A 16,462-nucleotide genomic window follows, 5' to 3' on the forward strand; every position below is an offset into this window, starting at 1 on the left:
GAGGTTTTTTTGTTTATAAATTTATGGTTTTATTCTTTGGATATTTAACCTGATATCCCAATTGTTTTTTGACAGCTTGTTTTGATGGAATAGGTAACTGCCAATATAAAATCCCTGTTTTTTCATCATATGTAGCCCCATCAATATTTTCTTTTTCTACTTTGATTTCTTTATTTTCACTTATTGGAATGCGATCAAAGATTTTTACACTAATATCATTTGGTTTATTATTTCTTGTAGTGATTTCATAATTACGGTCTATGATTCTTGTACCACCCAAAAATGATTTGTCTTTAGTGTTATTTAATTGTTTGCGTTCAATAATTAAATTGCTATCAACTCCCATTGAAATAACTAATTCTTCCTCGGTTTGATAAGGATTAATATAAGTAGTTCCTGCATAACTTCCTTCTGTATATATACTGGCATCTCCAGGTAATAAATCGTATTTGTTCCAATCTTTTACTTTAGCTGTCAAGAATACATTTTCACTCAATACGGGTGCCGAATAATATTCAAACTCGGCTGGAATGATAAAATTATCAATTTCAATTATAGAGGGGGTATCAAGTGAAGGAATAGAATAATTCTTTTTTATTTTAAAAGTTACACTATTCATAATAATTTCTTTTTCATCACCTGAACCAGTTGTTATTACTTCTTTTTTAGCCTCAATTTCATCTGATTCGATGTCTGATTTTTTATATGCCATAACAACTACTTCTTGTAGTTTAGCTCCATCTTCTTTCAGAACAACATTCATATTGCCACTATATATAGGGATGGTCTTAGTTTCCATACCAATAAAAGAAAACTCCAATTCTTTACCATTAGGTATCTTTAAAGAATATCTTCCATTGAAATCGGTTTGCGTTCCTATGTTAGTTCCTTTTATTAGTACATTTACTCCAGGTATAGGACCCGATTTGTCTGTGACAATTCCGGAAACTTCTTTAACCATAGGGTTGTAAACATAATTTTCTCGATCATTATCTTTACTTCTTTGGTAAGCATAAGGATTGATATAGTTTAAATATTGAGGTTCTAAATTAGGTTTATCATTATTGTAATTAGGATTACCCGTTGACAAGGTTAATTTGATATCATTCCAATCTTCTCCTGAATTCTGATATACTTGTGCTTTATAAGCAAATTGCAAAGCATCTTTAGAATTCTTGGCTTTTATTTCATACGATGGAACCCAACCCGATCCAGTCACAATATATTTAAGTATTAAATTGAGTGCAATGGCTTCATTAGGATTGTCCAATTTCACAATGATTTCCCCTTTTTGTTCATAAGCATCTCCAGTCATTTTCTGAAAATCTTGTTGCATAGCTTTTACATCAGAGTTCAAAAGTTGTATTTTTTCATTAGTATCATAAATTTCCATTTTGATTATTGGAACTCTTTCTCTGTAATGCTTAGAATGAGATATTATTTTGTCGATTGTTGCTGCCTGTTGATTACTCCCTAAATTTTTATTTAGTGATAATATTGATTCTTCTTCTTCAAGCCCTTTGATATTATTTTGTAATATGGCTATTTCTCTAAGTTTAGCATTTATTTGATTTTTTAAATTTTTAATTTTATCAGTCAACTCTCTTTTAGGAAATGAATTTACTTCAAAACCTATAGAAAGAATAGAAACCTCTTTTAATCCGCTAATTTGTATAGTGTTTTGAGTAACAAACTGAGATACATCAGTGATTCTTAATACAGAACTTCCTTTTGGAATAGTAGCCGAAACATCAGAAGTTATTTGTGCTCCATTGGTATAAACAATTACCTCTCTTGGTGTGGCTTTAGTTTTAAGTTCAGTGGCAAAAGCAACAGATGAACATAAGAGGAATATAATGATTTTTTTCATCGGGAAATCGTGAATTAAGGTTCTCAGTAAAGTCAAAGATATAAAACAATTAGTAATTTTTGATATACAGTAAATGACTATTTTTAAGAATAATCTCTAAAATAATTTCATATGTTTGTTACTGTTTTTTATAAAGGTTAACACTATGCACCCCACCATAAAAACCCACCCCAAAACAACCCTCCTCGGTAACCGCCAAACCATGACCTTTGCCGAAGACAAAACCTTTTTGCTTTGGAACAGTTTCATGCCACGCCGCAACGAAATTCAAAATAGGTTAGGAGAGGAGTTATACAATGTAGTAATCTATCCAAAAGACTTTGACTTTAGCCCCAATACGCCTTTTGAAAAATGGGCAACAGCACCAGTAACAGAAGGAACTTCAATTCCACAAGGTATGGAAACGCTAACCATCCCAGAAGGACTCTACGCAGTATTCCTCTACAAAGGAAACAACACCGAAGCAACCGCTTTTTTCAAAGCCATTTTCACCGAATGGTTACCAGCCTCAGGGTATAAATTAGACAACCGTCCTCACTTCGAAATCTTAGGAGACAAATTCAAAAACAACGACCCCAACTCACAAGAAGAAGTCTGGATTCCAATAAAACTCTGATCTTTTTCTTGTCTATTGTTTCTTTTCTCTAGATTGCTTCTTACTTGCCATCAAAGTGCTATCAAAGTGCTGTCAAAGTGCTGTCAAAGTGCTGCAAGGTGCCGCAACGAGAAATTATATTGCCATAACTTGTGGCAATAAGGAAATAATCTAGAAAGATTTTGTAGTAGAAAAAACGATTTACTTAAAGAAGAACTTTATTATTTTTTAGTAATACTATAAATCCCCGCACCAAAGGCTACAACTCCTATCGCTAAATAAAAATAACCTTCGCGTTGCCCAGTTGGGTTAGAAGCATCTATACTTAGTCCTAATACTTTAACTTGGTTACTGTTTTCATTAACTTTAGTAAAGCCATAGTAACATAATCCAACGCCTAAACCAATCAAAAGAATGCCAATAATTTGTGTTGTTTTCATCCCATAAAAGTAACCAATCCATTAGGGCTTGTCTTATACAACTCTATATAATTATTGCAAAATTCTAGGAGTTTTTAGAATCGTTAAACTTTTTTACAATCGCTTTTAATTGCTCTGCACGAACTTGCTCTTTTGTTTTAGCCTTATCCTGAGCCTTATGAAGTTTGTCGTTATGTGCTTTTATGTTTTTAGCATTATTTCTTCCCATACGGTAAATGTATAAAATTTTGTTAAATTATAAACTATGGAAAATGGGATAGTAAACGAAAGAATAGCAGTATTTATGGGGTTTCAACTCGGTTCTTAATTCTCAAAAAGGACTATTTTATAATGGGCCACGATACTTTTCCAAAAAAATGGCACAACTATTGAAAGGTGATAATCAACATTAATCATTAAATTATAACATCATGAAAAAAATTACTCTAGTGTTAGCGTTTATCGGGATGATAACGTTACAAGGTTGCACCACAAACAATGATCACACTGATAATGATACCATCAGTGAAGTATTTGAATACTCTAACGTTAATTTCTTTCCAAACAGTTATAGCGTTGTATTAAACTTTCCTCACACGCTTTACACTTCAGATATGGTGTTAGTATACCGTTTATCAGGATTTGATCAAGGGGCTGATGTTTGGAAATTATTACCTGAAACCTATTACTTTGATGACGGTACTTTAAGTTTTAGATACAACAACGACTTCAATCGTTACAACGCCGTAGTATATTTAGAAGGTTATGATTTAGCTGGTTTGAATAATAACTTGAAATTAAATCAAGTACTAAGAGTAGTCGTAATTCCAGCTTATGTTAGTAACAAAATGAGCAAAGTAAACTTAAACGATTATAATGCGGTGATAAAAGCATTTAATATCAACGAAAATAAGATGATCAAAGTACAATAATGTTTTCATAATGCTGTTTTTGAAGCGGACTCAGGTCCGCTTTTTTTATGCTCCAAATGATGGGATTCCACAAGTCATAAAAAAGAATTAAAACGATAAATAAATGCAATGTAAATCTATTTATTTACGTTATTTTTGTAGCACTTTTTTAAAAAATGATTCCACCTCATGGAAAAAAAAATATACTCTATTTTATTCTCAACTCGTTTAATGGCAATTTTGTTTCTTGGCTTTGCAGTAGCGATGGCTTCAGGAACATTCATTGAAAGCAAATACAATACTGATACGGCTCGAATTTGGGTTTACAACTCCTGGTGGTTTGAAGCCATTATGCTGTTCTTTATGATTAATTTCATTGGAAACATTAAGCGTTACCAACTCTATAAAAAAGAGAAATGGGCAACTTTATTACTGCACTTATCTTTCATCTTTATCATCTCTGGAGCTTTCATTACACGATACATAAGCTACGAAGGAGTAATGCCTATAAGAGAAGGAGCCGCTTCCAATCAGTTTTTCTCAGATAAAAATTATTTAACCATCCTTGTTGACGGAATATACCAAGGCAAAATGATGAGAAGGGTTATCGAAAAGCCATTATTACTATCTCCGGTTGCCAATAACAATTTTAGCATTGAGGAGAAATTTGATGAGACGCCATTCGAGATTAATTATAAAAATTTTGTCCTAGATGCCAAAGAAACTGTAGTAGAATCTGAAACCGGAGATATATACTTAAAGTTAGTAGAATCAGGAGACGGTATGCGTCACGAGCATTTACTTAAAGAAGGAGAAATACAAGACATACACAATGTATTGTTTGCTATAAATAAACCTACCAAAGGAGCTATTAATATTGATACCAAAACCAACACCATAACGTCTCCGTTTGAAGGACAATTCATGAGAATGGCTGACAAACTTCAAGGAAAGGTGGCTAAAGACTCGGTTCAACCTTTAATGTATCGTTCACTTTATAATGTGGGGGGGACTCAATTTGTAATTCCAGACCAACCTAAAAAGGGAGTAAAGTCCTTTAAACCAAGCGGAAATTTTAGAGCCAAAAATGGTAACGATGCCATCACTTTAGTTATCAAATCGGGTAACCAAGAAAAGGAAGTAACCCTTGTAGGTTCAAAAGGAAAACAAGGAGAACCTAAAGTTATAAAACTAGGAAAACTAGAATTTACTTTAAGTTACGGAAGCAAAGTATATACGTTACCTTTTAGCATAAAACTAAACGATTTCGTAGCCATGAAATATCCCGGAACAGAAAAGAGCTTTTCTTCTTTTGAGAGCAAAGTGACAGTTCAAGATTCGGCTAAACCAAAGTTTGATGCCCGTATCTACATGAACCACATTCTAGATCACAAAGGCTATCGTTTCTTCCAAGCTTCTTTTGACCCTGATGAAAAAGGAACAGTATTGTCGGTAAACCATGACTTTTGGGGAACCACAATTACTTATATTGGGTACTTCCTATTGTTCTTTTGCATGATGGCCATATTGTTTGTGAAAAACACTCGTTTTGCCGACTTAAAAAGAAAATTAGAGAATGTAAAAAAGAAAAAAGAAAAACTAGCTGCTATCATAATCCTATTCATATCTTTCAATGGATTCGCTCAAAATCATGGCAGTCAAAACGGATTGCCTACCCAAAAGCAAATAGATTCTATCCTAAACAAATACAAAGTATCCGAAAGGCATGCGGAACAATTTGGTCGTCTAATCATTCAGGACGAAGGAGGAAGAATGAAGCCTATCAATACCTTCTCCTCTGAATTATTGCGTAAGGTTAGCCACAGTGATACTTACCACGGAATGAATTCCGATCAAGCTTTTATTTCGATGACACAGTTTCCAACGGTTTGGTTCGAAACACCTTTAATTTACATCAAGAGTGGTAATGACAGTATCCGTAAAATTCTTGGAATTCCATCAGATGCTAAGTATGCCACATTTCGTTCTTGCTTTGATGAAAGAGGAAATTATAAATTATCTCCTTACTTAGATGATGCCTACAAAGCAGCCAATCCAAATCAGTTTGAGAAAGACTTTGTAGAAACTGATAAGAAAGTCAATCTCTTAAATTCAGCCTTAAGCGGAAAGATATTAAGGGTTTTTCCAATCCCAAAAGATGCTAATAATAAATGGCTTTCTTTTTTAGAAATCAATCATCCAACTGGAACAGCCTTAGACACGATTAAAAATGCTTTGCCTTTATATTTAGACGCCTTAATGAAAGCTTCTAAGGATAATAACTATACCATGGCAAATACCTATTTGGTCGGAATGGAAAACTATCAAAAGAAGTTTGGTAAAGCAGTTCGTCCATCGGATAAAAAAATAGAGTACGAGCTATTATATAACAAATACGATGTCTTTCAAAAGCTGCCATATTGGTATTTAACTGTTGCCGCTTTAATGATGTTGTTTACGATAATCCAAATCTTTAAAGAAAGGAAATGGCTGAAAGTAACAGTAAACTTATTGCATGTGATAGTCGGATTATTATTTGCTATACATACTTTGTCTTTAATTGCTCGTTGGTATATTTCAGGACATGCACCCTGGAGTAATGCCTATGAAGCAATTGTTTATGTAGCATGGTCCACCATGTTCTTCGGTTTAGCCTTTGACAGAAAATCAAAATTGACTGTGGCTTCTTGTGCCTTTGTAACGGCTATGATATTAACTGCGGCTTATGCCAATTGGATTGACCCAGAGATAGCCAATTTACAACCGGTATTAAATTCCTATTGGTTAATGATTCACGTAGCTGTAATTGTAGCAAGCTATGGTCCTTTTGCATTGGGAATGATTTTAGGTTTTGTTGCTTTAGTATTAATCTTCTTTACCACAGAAAAGAACAAAGCCAAAATGGAACTAAACATCAAAGAAATAACCTATATCAACGAGATGGCTTTAACCGTAGGTCTAGTAATGCTAACTATCGGAAACTTTTTAGGCGGACAATGGGCTAACGAGAGCTGGGGTAGGTATTGGGGATGGGACCCAAAAGAAACTTGGGCATTAATCAGTATTATGGTTTATGCTTTTGTAATACATGCTCGTTTCGTTCCTGCTATGCGTAACAAATGGTTGTTTAACTTGATGGCGATGTATGCTTTTGTATCGATTTTGTTTACTTATTATGGAGTGAACTTTCACTTAGTAGGGTTGCATTCTTATGCAAGTGGAGAAGCCAAATCATTAAGTTGGATATGGATGACCTTAAGCGGAATGTCTTTAGTCGGACTATTAGCTTATCCAAAGTATAGAAAGTATTACAAGAAATAAATATAAAAGCCCTGATTCTAATCAGGGCTTTTTTTGTATTTGAAATTAGTGATTATTATACTTTTCCTAAAGTATACAATTGCTCCATGGTTGGTGATTTACTTCCACCTGCTGGCTCAAGAGTAATCCCAAATGCTTCAGCTCCAGTAGTTTTATCCACAGCAAAGACTTTGCTTTGATTCGCTTGAAAATCAGATAAAAGTCCGATGCTGGTTGGTGTTAACTGAGGTAATAGTTTTAAAGACCAAATTTGGTATACTTTACCTTCTGGTGGTTCAGGCAATCCACTGGCATCAACATAAACCACTTGTGTTTGTTTGTTCCAATAGATTTTAGCTTTGGCGGTCGGAGCTGCGGCTTGACCTCCTAAACTAATCACCGTGTTATTTTCATCTCGAATAACATTTAAGGCTGATTCTGTAGCTTTACTTTTGCTTTCTACGGTTACTAATGTTTTTTCAAGATTTAATTTTTCATTTTCTTTTACTTTCAGCTGCTCGTTGCTCTGAGTCAACTTATTGTATTGAAAACCAATACCAACTAATAACGCTAAAGATGCTGCCCAACCAAGATAGTTTAATCGATTGCTTCTCGACTTAAAGTCAACAACTTTACCATGTTTTAACTCCAGTTGAGCTTTAATTTTCTCAAATTGAGCATGAGAAATAAAAGGAGAGAAGCTACTGGATAAGTTGATAATGGCTTTCTCAATAGAGATAATCTCAGCTTTAATTTCTGGATTTTTTTGGGACATAGCCGTTACTTCATCATTCTCGGCCTCGCTTAACAAACCATAAACGTAGAGTTCCAATATTCCTGATTCTATATATTCTTTATTTTCCATTACACTTTTAAATAATTTCGTAGGTCGTTCATACACATTCGATTTTGGGTCTTAACAGTGCCCAAAGGAATTTCTAATTCTTCCGATGCTTCCTGTTGCGTAAAACCTTTGAAGAACAATAAATCAATTAACTGAATACACTTTGGCTTGAGTTTGTTTACAAATTCTCTTAGTCCAATACTATCAATTTTATTCGTCAACTTATTACTGTCATCCAACAGATGTACGAAATTATCAGAGGACAGGTTTTTTTGACTGTTGTTAAAACCTTTTGAGCGTAGCTTGTCAATAGCCGTATTACGAGCAATGTTAAGCATCCAAGTATATAATCTGCCTTTACTTTGATTGTAGGTTTCAATGTTTTTCCAAATCTTAACAAAGACTTCCTGAAGTACATCTTCCGCTTCTTCTCGGTCACTTATCAAATTTGTAATGATACTAAAAAGACTCTTGGAATACATATCATACAATTGGGTAAATGCCCTTTCTTCCTTCCTCAGAAGCAAGGGTAATAATTCTTCTTGTGTCATACCTAATGTTTTATTTATTGTAAAAATAAAGAAACTTCTTGGAAAGAATCTAATTATTTCAACAGAAACTGCAATATTTTAAAACCACTTTTCACGTTTTTTCGTACTTGACTTTGTAGAAGTCAAAGTGCTGAAAATTAAAGTCTTTAAATAGAAAAATAATTTGTTTTTAATTAAAAAAAACTAAAAACCATTACTGATATATTAACGTATGTAGGTTAGGGAAGAATACGCTATGAAATTATTTCTTTCGAGGTTTTGGTAATAGAAATTGGTTTTCTATTATGTTTTGTTAGGGCTCAGTGATACCAAAATCACTGAGCTTTTTTTATTAAAACTTTAGGAAATGTATAACAATGTCTTCTAAAATAATGTTTAATTTTATAAAAAATTAAGTTATGAAAAAAACATTCTTATTGCTAACGATTTTAACCCTATTCAGTTGCCAAAATCAGGCACAAAACAATAAAAAAACAATGGAAACACAAGCACCTGCTAAAGCAGAAACAATTTATCAATTTAAAGTTACCGATTTATACGGTAAACCATTTGACTTTGCGTCACTCAAAGGAAAAAAAATATTAATAGTAAATACAGCCTCTGAATGTGGATTAACTCCTCAATACAAAGATTTAGAAGCTATTTATAAAAAATACAAAGATCTAAATTTTGTAATAGTTGGTTTTCCTGCTAATAATTTTGGCTCACAAGAACCTGGAAGTAATGAACAAATTGCTAAGTTTTGTGAAATGAATTACGGGGTTACTTTTCCAATGATGAGTAAAATATCTGTCAAAGGAAATGATATGGATAAAGTTTACCAATTCCTAACCCAAAAGAGCAAAAATGGTCTACAAGACAGTGAAGTAGAGTGGAACTTCCAAAAATACTTAATCAACGAACAAGGAGAATTAGTAAAAGTATTATCTCCAAGAGTGTTACCAACAGATGCAGCCATAGTAGGCTGGATTAACGGAAAATAAGAGTTACATAGTAGATTTAAAGCCAGAAGATAATTGTTTTCTGGCTTTTTTATTTCCAAGTTAATGGGTCAAATATATCGACGAACTCCTTTGGTATTGCGGTTCGAAGAGTTTTTTTTCCTTTAAACGATTTTAATATTTTTACTAAAATATAGTTATTACGTTTGAAATATATTTATCAATACCACATAACATCTATATGAATAATATATTCAACCCAGTTTACCGTAAGGACTATCTAAAAGGATACAAAAACGGTGTTAACCCTTATCTAAAATCACTAGAAAATCAAAATGAAGCCTACAATATTGGTTTTGACCAAGGAAGATTAGATTATGAGAGGATGAATGGAAAAATTATTCATGGTATCCCTAAATTAATTGTTACAAACAAAGTCCTAGAAGATTTTCTCTTAGCAGGTATGTTAGGAATTAGCATCAATGAAGATGGATATACCGCTTATCAAATAGATGTTATTTCTAAATGGTATCAAAGTGGAGTAGAGAAGTACGACCCCAATCAAAGTATATATCTTTTAGGAGTATTAGAAGATAATGGAATTGAAATACTATAGCTTACTTATAAAAATAAAAGCCTGATGAATAAAACATCAGGCTTTTTTATTAGTCCAAAAACGCTTTTTTAAACTCGGGTTTTATTCTGTTCTTAGAGGCTTGCTCATATCCGTAGGCAAGACTTATTATTTTGCCTTCTTGATAAGCACCACTAAAAAAAGAAAGACCAATAGGTAAATCATATACTTTCCCGCAAGGAACACTGATGTGAGGATAACCACTCATCGCTGCAGGGGCTGTTAGAAAAACATCTCCCCAACGATCACCATAAATGATATCAATGCTACATGAAGGTCCCATTGTCAATCCCGAAATAGCGTCAAGGTTGTTTTCTTTCATCACATTATCAATAATTTTTTTTACTCCCGTATGACTTTCTGTTAAAGCTTTCAAATAGTCCCCGCTTTCTAATCCTTTTTTTTGCTGACACTTTTCAAGTGTTTCTTGTTTGAAAGTAGGCATGGCTTTGGCTTCATTATTTTTATTAAAAGCGATGACGTCTTCTAATGTTTTCACTTTAGCATTAGCAGTTGATAAATAGTTATTTACGCCATATTTAAATTCAAATTCTAACACTTCATTTTCAGATGCACCACAAGCATTCACTTTATCCAGATATTCTATCTCAACAATTTCCGCACCTTGTTCTTTGATGATGCTAAATGCTTTCTCTAATAATTCATTAAGAAGCGGATTACTATATTTCTTTTTCTCTACCCCAATTCTTTTCCCTTTCAAACCATCTATTTTTAAATACTGAATATAATTCTTAGATGTTTTTCCTTTACTTTCTATAGTTACTGAATCAGTAGCATCTACACCAACCATAGCTTCCAAAAGAATAGTAGCATCTTTTATGGTTCTAGCTAAAGGACCTGCAGTATCTTGTGTATGGGAAATAGGTATAATACCAGAACGACTTAATAAACCAACGGTAGGTTTTATACCTACTGTCCCATTGACAGAAGCTGGGCAAACAATGGAACCATCTGTTTCTGTTCCAACAGCTACAACGCACAGATTAGCCGCAACAGCAGCACCAGAACCAGCACTCGAACCACATGGAGAATGATCAATAATATAAGGGTTTTTAGTTTGTCCACCTCGACTACTCCAGCCCGAACAGGAGGAAGAAGATCTAAAGTTAGCCCATTCACTTAAATTTGTCTTTCCCAATAATACAGCTCCAGCTTCACGAAGTTTCTTTACAATAAAGGCATCGTTTGAAGCAATGTTTCCAAGTAATGCCAGCGAACCTGCTGTCGTCATCATTTTATCAGCTGTATCTATATTGTCTTTAATCAGTATGGGAATACCATGAAGATTCCCTCTTATTTTTCCATCTCTTCGCTCTTTATCCATGGCTTTGGCAATGGCTAATGCTTCTGGGTTAATTTCAATAATGGCATTTATTTTGGGACCGTTTTTATCGATAGCTTCAATTCTATCTAAGTATAGTTTGGTAATTTGTTCCGAAGAATATTTTCCGGATTGCATTTTTTCTTGAAGCTCAGCAATAGTGATTTCATTCAATTCAAAATCATCTTCTAGCTTATCATCAGTACTATCAGATTCTGACTTGTTTGATTTCGTCTCACATGATGATGTCAAAACACTCGTAATTCCAATAGCTGCAAGCGCAGTAGTAGTTATAAAATTCCTTCTTTTCATTATTTATCTTGTAAAGAGATTAATTAATTCAATATTTATTCTAACATCAATTGCATAATGACACTATGCAACCATCTTTCAAACTTATAACCACTTTCTTTAATTATCCCCACCGTGTTAAATCCAATTTGAGTATGAAAAGCTATACTGCTTTCGTTTTCAGCATCTATGACTCCAATCATGGTATGTAATTTTTGTTTTTTAGCTAACTCAATTAAGTTGTCTATAATTTTTTTCCCAATTCCTTTTCCATGTTCATTAGGCAGAACATAAACAGAATGTTCAACAGTGTACTTATAGGCTTCTCGAAAACGAAACTCACTATAATATCCAAAACCAACTACTCTTTCCTCAATAGTGGCCACAATTATGGGAAAACCTTTGTTTAGTTTATCCTCAAAGATGCTTATTTGTTGTTCAAAAGTTCTTGGCTCATAATCATATAAGGCAGTGGAATTGGCAATGTAGTAATTGAGAATTGCAACTATGGTTTCGACATCCTCTGTAATGTAAGGTCTAATAGTAATTTCCATAGTATCAAATGTATAAAAAATCAACTAAATTTTAAGTTATGTGGCATCCATTTGAAGAGTAAAAGGATAGTTTTTTAAACACATTTCTTTGTATCTTTGTTTCCCTTTAAAAAATCAACAATGATTTATCCTAAAATACCTTTGGCACAAAGTATTATTGAAATATGCCATGCCAAAGGAGTTCATGATATAATTATTTCGCCTGGTTCAAGAAACGCACCACTCACCATTGGATTTACTAACAATCCAAAATTTCGATGCTACAGTATTGTTGATGAACGTTGTGCTGCTTTTTTTGCTTTAGGTATAGCTCAGCAAACACAAAAACCAGTTGCTGTTGTTTGTACTTCGGGCTCAGCTTTACTAAATTATTATCCAGCATTAGCCGAGGCTTTCTATAGTCAAATTCCATTTGTCGTTATTTCGGCTGACCGACCTTTTGATAAGATTGACATTGGTGATGGACAAACGATTTGTCAGGAAAATGTTTTTATAAATCATTCTTTATACAATGCTAATCTAACCGAAGCGGAGTCAGAAGCCAACGATGTTTTTATCAATGAAGCTATTAATGTGGCTATTGCCCGAAAAGGTCCAGTACATATCAACGTTCCATTTGAAGAACCATTGTATGAAACCACCAATAAACTTTCGGTAGATTTTAATGTAACAGGTTTGGTTTTACCACATCGTTTGGTCAATGTAGATGATATTATTGCTTTTTCTACCTTGTGGAATCACAGTAAAAAGGTTTTGGTTTTGGTCGGAGAATGTAAACCTAACGCTGTTGAACAACAATGGTTGGATCAATTAGCCTCCATACCTTCAGTAGTGGTAATGACTGAAACCACTTCGAATCTACATCATCCAAGTTTTATTAATAATATTGATAATGTAATCACCCCTTTTTCACAAGCAGAATTTTTGAAATTGCAACCAAGAATTCTGATTACGTTTGGTGGAATGATAGTTTCCAAAAGAATTAAAGCCTTCCTAAGAAAATACAAACCAAGACACCATTGGCATATTGATGAATGGAGAGCTTACGATACATTTGGTATTTTAACTAAGCATTTTCAAGTCAATCCCAACCAGTTTTTTAAACAGTTTTTGCCTTTTGTAAAAAATAGTGAAAGTGATTATAAAGCCACTTTTCAAAATATTCACAACAATCGAAAAGCAAAACACACAGTTTATCTTTCAAATGTTCCATTTTCGGATTTGAAAGCCTTTGAAATAATACTTTCGAGTTTGCCCAAGAACATCCAATTGCAAATTAGTAATAGTTCGGCCATTCGCTATGCCCAATTATTTGATATTGATCAAAGCATTGAGGTCTTTTGTAACAGAGGAACTAGCGGAATAGATGGTAGCACTTCAACGGCTATTGGAGCTGCTGTGGGAAGTAATAAACCAACCGTTTTGATTACGGGTGATATCGGATTTTTATACGACAGCAATGGGCTTTGGAACAATTATATTCCGAAGAACTTTAAAATTATTTTAATTAATAATGGCGGTGGTGGTATTTTCAGAATATTGCCAGGTCATCAAGAATCAGAAACATTTAATACTTATTTTGAAACCTCACACTGTTTAACCGCTGAACATTTGGCTAAAATGTATCGATTGGATTATGTTATTGCAAGTGATTCAAAATCTTTAACCAAAGGATTGAAACATTTATTCGAGCAAAACGATCAACCAACGATTCTAGAAGTATTTACTCCAACTAGAGAAAACGACAAATTGTTGAAGCAATATTTCAAGGAGTTGGCATAAATTCATACATTTACTAAAACCGATTAAGTTTTGAGCAATACTAATAAACTAAAAATATTCAACGACCCGATTTATGGTTTTATTACCATTCCTAATACGCTGATTTATGATTTAATTCAGCATCCTTATTTTCAACGCTTGCGTAGGATTACCCAAATGGGATTGTCTTATTTGGTTTACCCTGGGGCTAATCATACTCGTTTCCACCACGCCATCGGAGCTATGCACATCATGCAAAAAGCAGTTGAAGTGCTCCGTTTTAAAGAAGTGGTAATTTCAAAAGAAGAAGAAAATGCGTTATACATTGCCATTTTACTTCACGATATCGGGCATGGACCCTTTTCTCATGCCATGGAACACAGCATAGTGGAAGAAATAAATCATGAGCAAATTTCATTGTTGTTTATGAACAAATTAAATGATGAATTTGAAGGCCAATTAAGTTTGGCTATACAGATTTTCAAAGGAGAATATCACAGAAAATTTATGCTACAATTAATATCTAGTCAACTAGATATGGATAGAATGGATTATTTAAAACGCGATAGTTTTTATTCGGGAGTAGCAGAAGGCAATATTAATTCGGACAGATTAATTCAAATGATCAATGTCGTAGATGATGTATTAGTCATGGAAGAAAAAGGAATTTACTCCATCGAAAAATTCTTAATGGCAAGAAGGTTAATGTATTGGCAAGCCTATTTGCACAAAACAAGTTTGGTCGCCGAATTAACTTTAACCAAAACACTGCAAAGAGCTAAAGAACTCCTTCATAAAGGAATTGAAGTAGAGTGCAGTCGTCCATTAAAGTATTTTATGGAGCATAAAATCACACTTGAAAATTTCTCAAATGATAATTTAGATAAATTTGCTCAACTAGATGATTTTGATATTATTAGTGCTTTAAAGAGCTGGCAATACCACGATGATTTTATATTGAGTAGTTTGAGTAAAATGATTATCAATAGAGATTTATCAAAAATAAGACTCAACAGCGAGAAATTCCCAGTTGAAGTTTTGGAAGAAATGACTATTCGTTTTGCAAAGCAAAATAATATCACTCAACAAGAAGCTAAATATTTTATTTTTAAAGGAAAAATAAAAAATCAAGCGTATAGTAAAGAGGCTGAGCCTATAAGAATTTTAAAGAAAGACAAAACGATTGAAGATGTAGTAGAGGCTTCAGATCAATTGAATTTGAAAGCACTATCAAAACCTGTGACCAAATATTTTATTTGTTTTCCAAAACAACTTGAAGAATATTAATATTAAAATTGATTTTTTTATACTTTTGTGGCGATGAAACGAGCTATAAACATTTTGAAATATTCAAGCGAGACTTTATCTTGTGAGTTCCATCTTATTACGATGAAAAATAAATTAGTATAAGATGAAATTTACAGCAGCTCAAATAGCAGGAATTCTTGAAGGCGAAGTAGTTGGCAATCCAGATGCTGAAGTCTTTAAATTGGCTAAAATTGAAGAGGGAATTGAAGGTTCGCTAACATTTTTAGCTAATCCAAAATATGCCAATTTCATTTACACTACCGAAGCGACAATAACCATTGTCAATAATACTTTTGAGCCAGAAGGTGAAATCAAAACTACTTTAATTAAAGTAGAAGATGCCTATCAATCTTTTTCTAAATTATTGGAATATTACAACCAAGTAAAATTAATGAAATCAGGAATCGAAGAACCTTCTGTGATTTCTGAAAATGTTACTTATGGTGAACAATTGTATTTGGGAAGCTTCAGCTATATTGGGAAAAATGTAGTCATTGGAAATAACGTGAAAATATATCCCAACTGTTTCATAGGCGATAATGTAGTTATTGGTGATAATTGTATCTTTTTTGCAGGAGTAAGAATTTATTCCGAAACAGAAATTGGAAATAATTGTAACTTTCATTCTGGAGTAATTATTGGTTCTGATGGTTTTGGATTTGCTCCAACAGACGATGGAACATTCTCTAAAATCCCTCAAATTGGAAATGTGATTATTAAAGACAATGTTGATGTTGGTGCTAATACTACAATTGACAGGGCTACATTAGGTTCTACCATAATCAAAAATGGAGTGAAGCTTGACAATCATATTCAAATAGCTCATAATGTTGAAATAGGCGAAAACACTGTAATTGCGGCACAAACAGGAATTGCAGGATCAACTAAAATTGGTAACAATTGCTTAATCGGTGGACAAGTGGGGATTGCTGGGCATTTAACAATAGGGAACAATGTTCGTGTACAAGCACAATCGGGCATTGGAAAAAATATAGCTGATGGGGAAACCATTCAAGGTTCACCGGCTTTTAACTATGGAGATTACAGCAAATCATATGTGCATTTTAGAAATTTGCCTAAGATTGTTGCGGATATAGAAGAATTAAAAAAGAATACTAACTAAACTTAAAATAGCTTACCC

At 33.4% G+C, this 16,462-nt stretch carries 15 protein-coding genes; 8 read left to right on the plus strand and 7 right to left on the minus strand.

Going from position 1 to position 16,462, the window contains the following annotated elements:
* Positions 1-13: 13 nt before the first annotated feature.
* On the minus strand, positions 14-1,870 hold the full coding sequence (locus OLM53_RS02115) for a mucoidy inhibitor MuiA family protein (RefSeq protein WP_264521413.1): 1,857 nt from the start codon (positions 1,868-1,870) through the stop codon (positions 14-16).
* 202 nt (positions 1,871-2,072) lie between these two features.
* Between OLM53_RS02115 and OLM53_RS02120 the strand changes: the two genes are divergently transcribed.
* Positions 2,073-2,486 (plus strand): GyrI-like domain-containing protein, encoded by a 414-nt coding sequence (locus OLM53_RS02120; RefSeq protein WP_264521414.1) that lies wholly within the window; start codon positions 2,073-2,075, stop codon positions 2,484-2,486.
* Between the two features lie 200 nt (positions 2,487-2,686).
* On the opposite strand, the gene OLM53_RS02125 is transcribed toward OLM53_RS02120, so the two are convergent.
* Together OLM53_RS02125 and OLM53_RS02130 are read right to left on the minus strand one after the other, a co-directional pair.
* Entirely contained in the window at positions 2,687-2,905 is a 219-nt protein-coding gene (locus OLM53_RS02125; protein WP_264521415.1) for a DUF3185 family protein, read from the minus strand.
* A gap of 64 nt (positions 2,906-2,969) precedes the next feature.
* On the minus strand, positions 2,970-3,113 hold the full coding sequence (locus tag OLM53_RS02130; RefSeq protein ID WP_264521416.1) for a hypothetical protein: 144 nt from the start codon (positions 3,111-3,113) through the stop codon (positions 2,970-2,972).
* Positions 3,114-3,315: 202 nt separating this feature from the next.
* Here OLM53_RS02130 and OLM53_RS02135 point away from each other — a divergent pair, with 202 nt between their 5' ends.
* Together OLM53_RS02135 and ccsA are read left to right on the plus strand one after the other, a co-directional pair.
* Positions 3,316-3,816: a hypothetical protein gene (locus OLM53_RS02135; RefSeq protein ID WP_264521417.1), complete on the plus strand. Its 501-nt coding sequence runs from the start codon at positions 3,316-3,318 to the stop codon at positions 3,814-3,816.
* 168 nt (positions 3,817-3,984) lie between these two features.
* A complete protein-coding gene (ccsA, locus tag OLM53_RS02140) occupies positions 3,985-7,116 on the plus strand; it encodes a cytochrome c biogenesis protein CcsA (RefSeq protein ID WP_264521418.1) in 3,132 nt (1,043 codons plus the stop codon).
* 55 nt (positions 7,117-7,171) lie between these two features.
* Here ccsA and OLM53_RS02145 read toward each other — a convergent pair whose 3' ends face one another.
* Positions 7,172-7,960 carry an anti-sigma factor gene (locus OLM53_RS02145; protein WP_264521419.1) on the minus strand — a complete coding sequence of 263 codons (789 nt, stop codon included), beginning with the start codon at positions 7,958-7,960 and terminating at the stop codon, positions 7,172-7,174.
* Positions 7,960-8,490 carry an RNA polymerase sigma factor gene (locus OLM53_RS02150; RefSeq protein WP_264521420.1) on the minus strand — a complete coding sequence of 177 codons (531 nt, stop codon included), beginning with the start codon at positions 8,488-8,490 and terminating at the stop codon, positions 7,960-7,962. Before OLM53_RS02150 ends, OLM53_RS02145 begins: the two co-directional genes overlap by 1 nt.
* Positions 8,491-8,888: 398 nt before the next feature.
* Between OLM53_RS02150 and OLM53_RS02155 the strand changes: the two genes are divergently transcribed.
* Together OLM53_RS02155 and OLM53_RS02160 are read left to right on the plus strand one after the other, a co-directional pair.
* Complete coding sequence (locus tag OLM53_RS02155; protein ID WP_264521421.1) at positions 8,889-9,473, plus strand: glutathione peroxidase; 585 nt, start codon at positions 8,889-8,891, stop codon at positions 9,471-9,473.
* Between the two features lie 199 nt (positions 9,474-9,672).
* Complete coding sequence (locus OLM53_RS02160) at positions 9,673-10,047, plus strand: hypothetical protein (protein ID WP_264521422.1); 375 nt, start codon at positions 9,673-9,675, stop codon at positions 10,045-10,047.
* Positions 10,048-10,096: 49 nt separating this feature from the next.
* On the opposite strand, the gene OLM53_RS02165 is transcribed toward OLM53_RS02160, so the two are convergent.
* Together OLM53_RS02165 and OLM53_RS02170 are read right to left on the minus strand one after the other, a co-directional pair.
* Complete coding sequence (locus OLM53_RS02165; RefSeq protein WP_264521423.1) at positions 10,097-11,719, minus strand: amidase; 1,623 nt, start codon at positions 11,717-11,719, stop codon at positions 10,097-10,099.
* A 35-nt stretch (positions 11,720-11,754) separates the two neighbouring features.
* Complete coding sequence (locus tag OLM53_RS02170; protein WP_264521424.1) at positions 11,755-12,252, minus strand: GNAT family N-acetyltransferase; 498 nt, start codon at positions 12,250-12,252, stop codon at positions 11,755-11,757.
* A 120-nt stretch (positions 12,253-12,372) separates the two neighbouring features.
* Here OLM53_RS02170 and menD point away from each other — a divergent pair, with 120 nt between their 5' ends.
* The 3 genes from menD (at position 12,373) to lpxD (ending at position 16,444) form a co-directional block, all read left to right on the plus strand.
* A complete protein-coding gene (gene menD, locus OLM53_RS02175; protein ID WP_264521425.1) occupies positions 12,373-14,034 on the plus strand; it encodes a 2-succinyl-5-enolpyruvyl-6-hydroxy-3-cyclohexene-1-carboxylic-acid synthase in 1,662 nt (553 codons plus the stop codon).
* Positions 14,035-14,064: 30 nt separating this feature from the next.
* A complete protein-coding gene (locus OLM53_RS02180; protein ID WP_264521426.1) occupies positions 14,065-15,300 on the plus strand; it encodes an HD domain-containing protein in 1,236 nt (411 codons plus the stop codon).
* A gap of 124 nt (positions 15,301-15,424) precedes the next feature.
* Positions 15,425-16,444 carry a UDP-3-O-(3-hydroxymyristoyl)glucosamine N-acyltransferase gene (gene lpxD / locus OLM53_RS02185; RefSeq protein ID WP_264521427.1) on the plus strand — a complete coding sequence of 340 codons (1,020 nt, stop codon included), beginning with the start codon at positions 15,425-15,427 and terminating at the stop codon, positions 16,442-16,444.
* Positions 16,445-16,462: the final 18 nt, after the last annotated feature.

The organism is Flavobacterium sp. N1994 (assembly GCF_025947145.1).
In the GTDB taxonomy this organism is placed as follows: Bacteria; Bacteroidota; Bacteroidia; order Flavobacteriales; family Flavobacteriaceae; genus Flavobacterium.